Origin of the sequence: Bacillus sp. CFBP9009, from assembly GCF_036541465.1 — a bacterium.
Classification (GTDB): domain Bacteria; phylum Bacillota; class Bacilli; order Bacillales; family DSM-1321; genus Peribacillus.
In genome coordinates, this window is record NZ_JAZHFU010000037.1 from 1 (window position 1) to 12,103 (window position 12,103).

Below are 12,103 nucleotides of genomic sequence, written 5' to 3' on the forward strand. Positions count from 1 at the left end.
CCGTCGATTCGCTCGACTTGCATGTATTAGGCACGCCGCCAGCGTTCGTCCTGAGCCAGGATCAAACTCTCCGAAGAAATGTTTGACTTGCTCATTTTGCTTTTTTAATAGTGTGTGCTCACTTAAAATTTAACGTTGGCGCTTTGTTTTGTTCAGTTTTCAAAGAGCAATTTGTTGTAGGTTTTTTTCAACTAATTCACCTTAACATAACGTTGAATAGTTGTCAACTTCTACGAAGTATTTCTTTTTTTAAAATCGCTCATTAATTAGGCGACTTCATTATCATACTGCTATTTTTCTTTAGTGTCAACATTTAATCCGTAAAATAAGAATTTCTAATAACACTTTCCTCTTGAAACCATCTTGTTAATGAATACAAAAAAACCACCGTACGTGTTTCATCATTAAATTAATCAACTGGGATGCACTAAACTGAAGATTTTATCAAAACATGCCCTTATACTATTTAATTGGATTATTCTTTTATAAAAAAGATTGATCATTTTAATTTTCCTTAATCAACTAACGCACCTGTTTCAATTTAAAGAGGGGGAAAGTTTAAACATTGAATTGTATATCAACATTAGCTGACATCATTTACATATTAAACCCTATATGGATGTATTCACATCAAAAAAGGCCCTTCTCGTTTGGTGAATAAGTCGCCATCTATTAGTCCATCTTAACAAATGAAGCTACATGGAGGGAGGTTCTAAACATGAGCCAAAAGCGTGATAAAGGCTATAGTCAGAAGGGAAAAGCTAATAGCAATACAGTAGATCCAGTGATCGCAGCAGAAGACTTGGAAAAAGCAATTTATCCAACTAATAAGCCCCCGCGCAATGCCAAATAAGTACAATCTCGTGATTTCTTTGCTTTTCCGAAAAGAAACTTGCAGGTGAACGAAAATGAAGAGTCAAGCAATCCACTAACATGAAGGATTACATGACTCTTCATAGATATAATAGACTTTTTTTAGTCCTGAAATTTCTTCTTTACATACTCCATAGCTTTGCAAGAACAGTCTTTTTTAGAAACATACTTATGTGGTAAAATCCCCATGTCTATCTTCATTAATCCCCCCAATTTAGTATAGCAATCCTTATTGGATTAACCTGCCCCTTTAGTTCTATAATAAAAGGAGCTGTTTCCAGCCCTATATAGAAGTAGTGCACCCTTTTGTTTAATTATGAGCTTGTTAGTAATATCAGAAAGTTAACTAGTTATTTCCTTTTAAGACTGTTTATTAAGAAATGAATAATGCCAACAATCAGAAAAATATAACCAAATCCAATTAACAATTCAGGATTATTCATTTGAGTAGTAAGCTCTTCTAGCAGATCTTGAGCAAAACTTGAATAACCAATTGCTAAAAATAGTCCTCCTCCTAATAGATAAAGAATTGCTACACCATATTTTTTCAATCTAAAGTCACCTCAAAATATTATTCTCCCTGATGCTAATTGTTTCCTTCCCTAACCTGCCCCTTTAGTTCCATAAGAAAGTGTTGCGTAGCAACCCTATTGTTAAAATCAAGCACTCTTCTGCAAAATAAATAGGGAGATTATTCCCGAAAGAACCTCTCCCTGTTTTTTATTTAGCGGCAGTATTTATCCCTTAATGCAAGTGCATATCTAACCGATTGCTCTGCACCTTTTTCTTGATCCTCAATCATTTGTTCTAGAAGTTCTGCTGGCGGATAATAGTAATCCAATGGTTTAATTACATTTAAATCATAAGGAGATTGTTCCACCTTAAATGCTCCTTCGCCTACTGCAAAGACTCCGCCTGTACCAGGCTCTCTCTTAAAATGGATGGCATACGGGAAGCACATTTCAACGTTGATTCTAGTCAACATTGAATTCTCAATCAATATTTTAAAAGATTCTTCCAAATCGATATTCCCAGTCCCAGCAGGTACGCCACATACCCTGTAATCTTCGCCATCATGGACGATAATATGATCCTTAAAATGCGTTGTAAAGGCATATGGTGCTAATTTTCTTACAGCTTCAACCGGGTCCTCCCATGCCATCATTGCATTCCCGAAATCACAATGAGCACCAACCCAAGGGCTGTTGACTTCCTTAATGATTTGAATCACTTCATCCGTTAACTCTTCCTCGTGATTTTCAACAGCAAGCTTGATTCTATATTTCTTTAATAATGGTACAATTTGTTTAATATCTTCAGGAGCTCTTCTCAATCTGTCTGGATCATATTCTCCCATGCAGGTATACGTACGAATTACATCCGCTCCAATTCTATGCGCGGCCTCAATGACCTCAGTTAGATGTTTCGGATTGGTTCCATTTGTATCGATTTCAGCGAAAAATCCATACTTTTGAATTTCTTTTTTCACCTTGTCTAAGTATTCCGGTTCAAACGATTCTAATGTACCAATTCCTGGTAACCCAGGCCATGGAACAATATTGATCATGACTCCATCTAATCCCAATTCGGCTGTTTTTCTGATAAAACCGAAAATATCCATTCGACCTGTAATAAACTGCAAGTGAAAGCTTTCTGTCTCTAATCCAATTTTCATGTCTTACACTCCCTTATGTCAATTTATCTTTTGATATAAAATTAAGCATTGATTTGGTTGCCCTCCAGATTTTGTTGGAGTTCTTTTTTCTTGTTAACGATTTTTACTAAATAGCTACTAATAAGCAAACCGATAACTGCAAATGCAATCATGGTCAAAAAGACATGTCGATATCCTTCCATTCCTGGTGATCGATCTAACATGCTTCCATATAGAGTAAAGGCAAACATGGAAGGAGCATATCCTACTAAGCAGGCAATAGAAACTGCGGCACCACTTATTTCTCTTGGGATTCCTACTTCTTCAATAGGAGCAAAGAATACCGCTCTTTGCGAAAAGATGATGGCACCGTAAGCGAGTGTAAAGGTTACGCCAACATAAACATTCAGATGTTGATGTGGCAACAGAATAAAGATAATCATTCCAATGATAGATGCTGCAAAAGCCACCCGCAAATATTTTGATGGAGATTTAAACTTTTTGTCAGCCAGGAATCCCCCTATAGGTCCGCCTAACATTTTTAAACCGTATGCGTTAATGATCCCATATACCCCTATTAAAGCAACAGGTACTCCATAGATGTCTTTTAAGAATGGAACAAAGTACGTCAAACCAATATAAACGGAATATACTGAAAATATAGTGAATGCAACTACCCATATTTCTGGCATTTTTATCGCTTTTAAAGCACCTTTTAATGCTACCTTATTTTTGTTAACTTTTTCGCCTTGCTCATCTACCTCTTTAATTTCATCCTCTTCAAGGAGGAAATACAAAATAATAGCAATCACAATCATGGTGATCGAAAAGAAGAGGATGGCACCTCTGAAACCTGCCGCCCCTTCTCCTAACCATTTAAAGATTCCAAGGGCAGCAAACGCTATAACAGTATCTACGATTCCTCTTCCTGCTTCTAGGTAACCAAACATTCTCCCCTGTTCATTTGAATCCCCTAGTAATCTTACAGATTTGATCAAGACGGGCCAAAAAGCAATTTCTGCAAATAAAGCGAAAAGTCCCCAAATGACTAATATTTCGTAATAACTTGGAAATGTTGTCAAGTAAAATCCCGTTCCTCCAATTCCAATTAAAGCAACCGGCATCAACTTTTTCTTGGAAAATCGATCTGCTACATACATAGATATGAGGTAACCAAAGGTCTGGATAAAAGCGTAAACAGACAGGGTAAAACCAATTTGTGTGTGTGTCAAATGGAAATAATCCATCATAGGGATATAAAAAGCATCTTTTAACCAAGGGAGTTTAAAAACCGTTCCTCCACCCAGAATTAATACGGCAAGCGTAAACCATTTTTTTTTGTTGTTATTTTGATTAGTCAATAGCATGTCCCTCCTAAATATAGATGCTTTAAGAGGTACAGACAACATTTCGGAAAAAATGTACGTTAAGGCTATAAACCTTGATATAAAAGTGAAGCACCCTAACGTTCGTTTTTTGGTGCTGGATCTATCAAAGCTACTTTTTCTTTGAAAATAGCTGGTTTTCAGACCCAAAACTCAATACCAAAAACAAAGTTTCAATAATCTGGACTAATACCGTTTTTGGGAAGGGCTTAACGTACATAAAAATAGCAAAATCATTGTTGAAATTCGCTTAGCGTACAAAATTTCCGAAATCTTGGCGAGACCCCTTTAAGTAGAAAAATAGAATGAAAAGGCTTACAAAAATGGTTAAATTAAACGGTTTTTCACCCCCTTGCGCAATCATATTTTAATAGGGTTGTTTGAATGTACTACTTATTATTTGGTACACATGCAATGACTTCGATTTCCACTAAAGCCTCTTTTGGTAAGCGAGCAACCTCTACTGCACTTCTAGCCGGATAATTTTCAGTAAAGTACGATTGATATACTTCATTCATTTTCGTAAACGTATTCATATCTTTTAAAAATACAGTTGTTTTTAAGACATGTTGTAAATCGCTTCCAGCAGCTTCTAGAATGGCTTTTACATTTTCTAATGATTGCTTCGTTTGTTCCGCAACGGATTCCGGCATTTCATTTGTACTTGGGTTAATCGGAAGTTGTCCAGAAACAAAAAGAAAGTCTCCCATTTTTACGGCTTGAGAATAAGGTCCAATGGCACCTGGTGCATTGTTCGTTGAAATAGCGTTTTTCATCGTAATTTCCTCCTGTAATAAAAAATTATTATGATGATTTTATTTTATTATAATGTATAATTATTATTACAACAACTAAATTTTTAGTAAAGTTGAAATTTTAAAAATATTTGTTAAACTAAAATTAACAAATGGAAATTGAAGGTGCGATGAGTGATGGTAGTGACAAATGTCGAAAAGCTGAAACAGTATATTCCCATGGTGCACTTTATTGCTGACATAATGGGGGAAAATTGTGAGGTTGTTTTACACGATGTAACAAACCCTGATCATTCCATTATTGAAATAGTTAATGGACATGTTAGTGAAAGAAAGATTAATAGTCCCATTACGGATCTTGCTTTGAAAATATTAAAAGATGAAAGTTATAAAGATCGAGATTATATCTGCAATTATAAAAGTAGATCAAAAAAAAATAAGACGCTCCGTTCTTCGAGCTATTTTATTAAAGATGAAACGAACAAAATCATTGGCATGATTTGTGTTAACATGGATATTTCCGATGTTATAAACGCTCGCAACATTTTGGATCAATTCATCATGATTGACAAACCCAAAAATGATCCTGTCGAGTCATCAAAGCCTACCTTTGATACACATCTTTTTGAGAATTTTGAAGAAAATATTGAGGAACTTCTTTTATCTCTTATTAAAGGGGTTTTAGCAGAGTATGACATTCCACCTGAACGGATGTCACCGCAAGAAAAAATAGAAGTGGTCAAAATACTGAATGAAAAGGGAGCTTTTTTACTTAAAGGCGGCGTAAGCGAGGTAGCCAAATATTTAGACGTATCCGAAGCCACTATTTATAGATATTTAAATAAAATCAAATAATCTGTCTGGATGTTTAGGGAAAACCTAAAAGATTCGGAGGATTCACTTTGCGGTATGTTGTGAATTATTTATGACCCTGTTTCATTTATATCGGGATTTCTCCATCTATCGGTTGAGGTACATTTTCTAAATTACTCCCCTCCCATATTCATACTTCCTATATTGGGGTAGTGACAGCTTCGCTGGTAGTACCCGCAATATGGAAATGTCAAGATTACAATAAGTTATTTAACTTTAATACTTCAAACATACATACCCCCGTCCTTATTTAGATGGGAGTAAATGAGTTGTTAAATTATTTTATAAGGATACTTTAGCAATAAAGTCGTCTAAAAATCTAGTTTTGTTGTACAATCTGGCCCGATTGCTGAACAAAATTAAAAAGCACACATTTTATTTGTTCCAAAACTCGTCCTTTTCTGAACACATGTCATGACGCTTTGAATAACTCTTTTTTGTTACTATTCACGTCATAAAACCCTGTTCATTATTCTACGTCCAATAACCTATTCAAATCTATCTTATTGTAGACTTGAAACAAAGTTTGATCAAACAAATACAAAAAACTTTGATAAATAAATAAATAAATAGAAAGGGCATGTTTTGAAAAAAATTATCAAAACATGCCCTTATACTACTATTAAATTAGATTATTCTTTAAAAAAACGCTAATCATTTTTGTCTTCCTTAATAAACTAACGCACCCGTTAGTTTAAGTGAGGGACATCACAAACAGAATATTAATTCATCTTAACAATATTTTATTTTATTAGGCTATGTTAAAAACTTTGGTTGAATGAAAAAACGCAAAAGATTTGGTTAAATTTAAATTTTAATGGTGGTAGTAAATATTCTATTAGCTATTTTTTAATTTGAAAACGTATATTAGCAAAGCAGTATTCGTTTCTGTGATAAGAAAAAAGTGTAACAACTTGTTTATATTTCAAGTTATCAAATCATACTAAATTAATCCTTTTTTGAACTCAATCTTTCTAACTTTTCTTTATTAATGATAAAATATTTCCTTCCTTTTTTTTCTAATAATCCGTCTTCATGGAATTGGTTAAGTGTGTATAATAAATGTCGATAGCTTACCCCCACGTATTCTGCTGTTTCGGTATGCTTCTCTTGAAAGCATCCATCGTTTTCTATTTGAAGAATATATTTGGCCAATCGATTTTTGAATTCATAATCCTGCATAGCTGTGTAATGATCCGTTCTTTTAAGTAATTTATCACCTAAATATTTTGATAAATTATGGAGGAAAAGATTGTCATTTAACAGATGCTCTTTCGATGAAGCCAATGGAACCGCTAAGCAAGTGCAGTCATTTATAGCCACAACATCTTTTAAATTCTTTTCCACCTCAATCAAGGATAATTCACCAATAAAATCATCTTTCTTTAGAAACTGAATCAGCGCACGTTTTCCATTTTCGTGTACTATATATATTTTTGCCCGCCCATCCAATAATAAAAATAAGTACTGAATATCTTCATCAAAGCGCACTATATATTCATTAGAAGAAAACTTACAAATAAAAGCCTGATGTAAAACTGCTTTCGGAAAAGTTTCTTGAATATCATTATATATATCCACAAAATTTTCAGCGTAATCCTTCAAATTGATTTTTTCCATTTTATCACCTCAATATGAGATATCTCCTATTATTATATTGTTCCTTTCGATATATTACTACCAAGAGGTGGATAAGAATGAACAAATACAAACATATTATTTTTGACTTAGATGATACGATACTTGATTTTCAAGATGCAGAAGAAAAGGCTTTAAAACAAATTATTACGCTGTACGAGTTGCCCTATAACAAACAAACAATTGCATGTTATAAGCGCATTAATGATGGATTATGGCATCAATTAGAGGAAGGCTTGATTTCTCGTGAAGAAGTGCTGACAACGCGTTTTTCACTTTTTTTGAAGGAATTTCATATAGATGAAAACGGAGCAAAAGTTGAAGCTATGTACCGCGAGCATTTAAACCAAGGACATAAGACCGTTACCCATGCACATGAATTATTAAATGCTTTAAGTAAGCAAGATTATAAATTATATATTGGAACAAACGGTGTAGGAAAGACTCAAAGAAAAAGATTAGGAGGTGCCAAGCTACAAGGATATTTTGAACAACTTTTTATCTCCGAAGAAATTGGTTATGAAAAACCGAATCCCCATTTCTTTTACTATATTTTTGATGCCCTGCATACAAGCCGTAAAGAAGAATTTTTAATGATAGGTGATCGTTTAACATCGGATATTCAAGGAGCTATCAATGTCGGAATTGATTGTGTATGGTTTAACCCTAAGAGAAGCATGCCTAAATCATGTTCACCTAAGAGCACATATACGATACCAAATTTAATGCAAATAATGGACTTATTAGAGGAATAATCATGAAAAAAGTAATTCAATCGATTCTACTCTATATAGTAAGTGCTATTGGCATTAGTCTTACATTAAAAGCTGATGTTGGTGTCAGCAGTTATAATGCGATGAATTTATCAATATCTGAATGGACTTCCATCAAAGTTGGCACAATTACATTCATTGCAAATCTCATTTTTCTATTCGGTTATACCTGCCTATGCGAAAAAAAGGATTTTAGAAAATTTACTTTAATGTTCATTTCCATCTTGTTCTTTGGAATGGTTATTAATTTTTTCCTCTATACTATTTTCGGTACGATTTACGTAGAGAATTATTTAGTAAGAATCGGACTATTTATTTTCGGTGCGATACTAGCCGGAGGAACAACAGGCATTATTTTATCATTAGATATTATTCCTTTTCCGATTGAAAGTTTATGTTTACGAATAGCTGAATTAACAAAACGCCCTTTCTCTCAATACAGATATTGTGTCGATTTATTCTCCATTATTCTATCAATAACAATATCACTACTATACAATTTACCAATCAATATTCGTGAAGGAACGATTATCAGCTTCATCTTATTGTCCGGCATTATTTCATATACACGATTGAAATTTAAAAACTATCAACAGAAACCACAAACTCAATAAATAATAACTAAAAAATAACCTCTTACGGTTGAGAATCCAAAAAGGTTATTTTTATCAAACTTTAATATAAATTATCGAACTTTATTCTAAATGATCAATCTTTTTTGTAACACTACAGTTAAACTAACCTGCCCCGTTAGTTCCATAAGAAAAAGCTGTCTTAAAGACAGCTCCAATCTTCAGCTAACGCACCCGGTCGTTCAACAAGGGACCAACCAACATATGTTTTCGCACCTGCATTTATTTTCGAAATTGGAACAAAAAAAGCCAAGATCAAGATATGGTGACTTGTACAGTTAATATTTTTGTGTTCTTTGCAAATTGTGATCATAATAACAAACAATTAATCATCATCCTCAGTATAAGTATGTTTGCTATTAATTAGTGTCTGTAAATCTCCCCTATATATTGTATCTTTCAATTCCTGTATCCTAAACGGAATCAAAGGCGAAAGATAGGGAACACCTAAAGATTTAAGGCTTACCATATAAATTATTTGAATTGTTGCAGCGATGATTAATCCGTTAAATCCAAAAAAATAAGCAATAATCAAAAAAAGAGGTCTTAAAGTATTTTCAGCAGCAAGCAGTCCTCTGTTAGCGAGTAGAAAACTAGAAATAGTTGTTATACCTACTATTATGAGACTAAGTGGATGAATTAGTTTTGCAGTAACAGCTGTTTCGCCTATTACGATTGTTCCAATTAAGGAAAGCAAAATCACTGAAGTTTTCGGAATACGATATGAAGCATCTAATAATATTCTTATGATAAATAAAAGAAGAGCAATTTCCCAAAAGGTTGGTAATAACTCACTTTTAGATATAAGTGTCTTTGAAATTTTGTTAGTTAAATCTCCTTTATGAAAATTTGCTATCGCAATATAAATACCAGGTAAGTATACAGCTAAGAAAAAGCAAATCATTCTTATTATTCGATTTGAAAACCGACCCATTTTTACGTGATATTCATCTGGTGCCTGTAATAAATCCATAAAAAGTGTGGGTGCAATGATAGCACTAGGGAAACCATCTACTATTATTGCTACTCTTCCTTCATATAATGAGGATACAACTCCATCAATTCGTCCTGAAGGTCTTGCTAAATTGAAAATTGTTCTTGGTTTTCCTTCCAATACATCTTCCACCACTTTTGAATTTAGTACATACTTTATTTTTAGACTTTTTAGCCTCTTTCGTACTTCTTTTAAAATTCCTTTATCAACAATGCCTTCTATAAATAATATTGAAACTGCTGTTTTTGAGATTGTCCCAAATTCCATTGCTTCTACACAGAGATCGGGAGTTTTTATTGTACTTCTTAACAAATTAATATTTGTTTTCATTTGTTCTGTTAGCCCAATAACTGGACCCTTTTGTGACCGTTCTCCTAAAGATTCTTCAAGGCTTCTTTCCTTCCAATTAGCTGATGGTATGATAATTCCTTTTCTATACCCATTAATCAATATAATAGTATTTCCTTGTACGATAGCTTCTATTAAGTCTTTGTACTGAGTCGTGATTTTCACATCAGCTGCTTCAATCATTCTTTCGATAATTTGATCACTAAATGATTCATTAAACTTTACAGTCTTGAACGGCTCTAATAATGGTTTGACAACATATTCTTGTATGCGGTCTGTATCAATAATTCCATCCAAATAGACAATGTTTACTTCGAAAGAACTTTTAAAGCCCGTTTTTATTTTTCTAACGATAAGGTCAGATGTATGATGAAATGTATTCTTTATATTGCTAATATTTTCTTGAGAGCATTCCTGCAATTCTTTTTTAATCATTCTATTTCACCCTTAAAGTATTATTCACTTTAGTTTGAGGAAATATCTAAAATTTTATCCGAATTCCACTATTCTGCCCCGTAAGTTCCATAAGAAAAAGCTGCCTTAAAGACAGCTCCGATCTACAGCTAACGCACCTGTTAGTTCATTAAGAAAAGCGAAACTTTTTCAATAATCGTGCCCGTTAGTGAAACTTTATGGATTTTTATTTAAGATAGGTAATTGAATATTTATAAAACATCAGGTAAATGGTGTATGTACATTTCTAATGCATCCGTATTTGCCTCTAAAGTAGTAATAGTCTTATGATTAGGGTTTGTATATATGATAGGATAATCTTTTTCATCAAACTCTTTTCTAATTGGAAAAGCAAGAATTTCTTCGTTTACCGAGTATTCAGCTTGTACTCCTGGTTTATTTCCACGAGCATCTAAACGAATCCAACGATTTAACGTCTTTAGGAAAACTCCATTTAATGTATGTAGAGAATAACCTTCTTCTGGAGTATCAAATATCATTAGCCGTTGATAACAAAAACCAGTTGGGATTCCTTCTGATCTTAATAAAGCTGCTAACAAATTAGATTTTGCATAACAAATACCTTCTTGATATTCAAGTACCTCTGATGCTTTACAAGTAACTCTTTTACTTTGAATATCCCAAGAGTGAGATACTTTATCTCGTACAAATTCAAAAGCTACTTTAACCTTTTCTATTTCTGAAAGTTCGTTGACAAAGATTTCATCAACTTTTTTTTGAATTAAAGGATGTGAATAGTCAACTACATCTAACTCCTTTAAATAATCGGTCAAATCTGAAGACTCAGGTATAAGTTGCATATATACTCCCCACCTCTTATATATTTTAAATAATTATACGATTCTTTGAATATTTATTCAATTACTAACATTCAATTAAATAGCCCAATTGTTGAATAAAGATCAAACAGCACTCTTCAACTATCCTGCCCCGTTAGTTGCATAAAGAAAAAGCTGCCTTAAGACAGCTCTGATCTTCAGCTAACTCACCTGTTATTTGAAGAAGGATGTACTCGAATCAAGGTGTGATAGAGGGTCGTTGAGAATTACACAGTCGAAAATCACATTAATTACCTTCTGCTAAGTAATAAGGTGTTTCGTAACCTTGGCAACCAATGATAGAGTATTTGTTTCCTTCAACTAAAATTTTCTCGCATCCAAATGTGTTAATTTCTCCACTACCGTACTCATCTCTAGTGGTATCCTCAGTAATTTCAAGCTGCTCTCCGTTATATGTTAAATCAGTTAGTATTGGGTCTCCTTCCTTCGTGTAAGTAACCACACGAATACTATCCTTTTCCCTGTTTCTGTATTCTTGATAAATTCTTTTAACTTAGTTTCGTTTTCAATATCACCATTATTTCTATTCACAATATCAGTATCAGAAGGAACAAATTTTTTTGAATCAGTCTCTATATTGGCACAACCAACTATAAGCAAAAACATTATGCTGACAGTTATAAAACTTAAATATCTTATCATAAACTCCCCCCTTTATTTATATGACGTTATAAATTGTTTTACGGTTTCACTTATGCAACTATCCTGCCCCTTTAGTTCATTAAGAAAAAGCTGCCTTAAAGACAGCTCCGATCTTCAGCTAACGCACCTGTTAGTTCAACAAGAACGGGTTAAAAGTTCATCACTTAACCTACATAATTCTCTTGCTTTTTTCTCCTCTAAAAGATCAAATCCAATCTTCTAT

General features: G+C 33.4%; 13 protein-coding genes and 1 rRNA gene. 4 read left to right on the top strand and 10 right to left on the bottom strand.

The genetic code is table 11. The features are described 5' to 3' along the window. Positions 1-77: ribosomal RNA gene (locus tag V3595_RS28235) — 16S ribosomal RNA — on the bottom strand; the annotation flags it as partial. A 641-nt stretch (positions 78-718) separates the two neighbouring features. Here V3595_RS28235 and V3595_RS28240 point away from each other — a divergent pair. Further along, entirely contained in the window at positions 719-853 is a 135-nt protein-coding gene (locus tag V3595_RS28240) for a hypothetical protein (RefSeq protein ID WP_289316305.1), read from the top strand. A 370-nt stretch (positions 854-1,223) separates the two neighbouring features. Here the strand turns inward: V3595_RS28240 and V3595_RS28245 are convergent, their stop codons facing one another. From V3595_RS28245 to V3595_RS28260, 4 genes are all read right to left on the bottom strand, one after another. Continuing rightward, entirely contained in the window at positions 1,224-1,424 is a 201-nt protein-coding gene (locus V3595_RS28245) for a hypothetical protein (RefSeq protein ID WP_485911237.1), read from the bottom strand. A gap of 173 nt (positions 1,425-1,597) precedes the next feature. Further along, positions 1,598-2,548, bottom strand: a complete 951-nt coding sequence (locus tag V3595_RS28250; protein WP_485911239.1) for a sugar phosphate isomerase/epimerase family protein — start codon at positions 2,546-2,548, stop codon at positions 1,598-1,600. 41 nt (positions 2,549-2,589) lie between these two features. Next, positions 2,590-3,888 carry an MFS transporter gene (locus tag V3595_RS28255; protein WP_485911241.1) on the bottom strand — a complete coding sequence of 433 codons (1,299 nt, stop codon included), beginning with the start codon at positions 3,886-3,888 and terminating at the stop codon, positions 2,590-2,592. Positions 3,889-4,301: 413 nt separating this feature from the next. Continuing rightward, entirely contained in the window at positions 4,302-4,688 is a 387-nt protein-coding gene (locus V3595_RS28260; RefSeq protein ID WP_485911243.1) for a RidA family protein, read from the bottom strand. 162 nt (positions 4,689-4,850) lie between these two features. Between V3595_RS28260 and V3595_RS28265 the strand changes: the two genes are divergently transcribed. Next, the gene (locus V3595_RS28265) at positions 4,851-5,522 is read left to right on the top strand and encodes a PAS domain-containing protein (RefSeq protein ID WP_217349306.1); all 672 of its coding nucleotides are present in this window, start codon (positions 4,851-4,853) and stop codon (positions 5,520-5,522) included. Between the two features lie 966 nt (positions 5,523-6,488). On the opposite strand, the gene yeiL is transcribed toward V3595_RS28265, so the two are convergent. Continuing rightward, the gene (gene yeiL / locus V3595_RS28270; RefSeq protein ID WP_137024317.1) at positions 6,489-7,160 is read right to left on the bottom strand and encodes a transcriptional regulator YeiL; all 672 of its coding nucleotides are present in this window, start codon (positions 7,158-7,160) and stop codon (positions 6,489-6,491) included. 77 nt (positions 7,161-7,237) lie between these two features. Between yeiL and V3595_RS28275 the strand changes: the two genes are divergently transcribed. Next, a complete protein-coding gene (locus V3595_RS28275; RefSeq protein WP_485911246.1) occupies positions 7,238-7,933 on the top strand; it encodes a YjjG family noncanonical pyrimidine nucleotidase in 696 nt (231 codons plus the stop codon). 2 nt (positions 7,934-7,935) lie between these two features. Beyond that, on the top strand, positions 7,936-8,565 hold the full coding sequence (locus tag V3595_RS28280; protein ID WP_485911248.1) for a YczE/YyaS/YitT family protein: 630 nt from the start codon (positions 7,936-7,938) through the stop codon (positions 8,563-8,565). 160 nt (positions 8,566-8,725) lie between these two features. Here V3595_RS28280 and V3595_RS28285 read toward each other — a convergent pair whose 3' ends face one another. From V3595_RS28285 to V3595_RS28300, 4 genes are all read right to left on the bottom strand, one after another. Then, complete coding sequence (locus tag V3595_RS28285) at positions 8,726-8,908, bottom strand: hypothetical protein (protein WP_485911250.1); 183 nt, start codon at positions 8,906-8,908, stop codon at positions 8,726-8,728. Beyond that, positions 8,909-10,360, bottom strand: coding sequence for a spore germination protein (locus V3595_RS28290; RefSeq protein WP_485911252.1), 1,452 nt, complete (start codon positions 10,358-10,360; stop codon positions 8,909-8,911). A 230-nt stretch (positions 10,361-10,590) separates the two neighbouring features. Beyond that, positions 10,591-11,199, bottom strand: a complete 609-nt coding sequence (locus V3595_RS28295) for a transglutaminase-like domain-containing protein (RefSeq protein WP_485911254.1) — start codon at positions 11,197-11,199, stop codon at positions 10,591-10,593. A 265-nt stretch (positions 11,200-11,464) separates the two neighbouring features. After that, complete coding sequence (locus V3595_RS28300) at positions 11,465-11,722, bottom strand: DUF4362 domain-containing protein (RefSeq protein ID WP_485911256.1); 258 nt, start codon at positions 11,720-11,722, stop codon at positions 11,465-11,467. Positions 11,723-12,103: the final 381 nt, after the last annotated feature.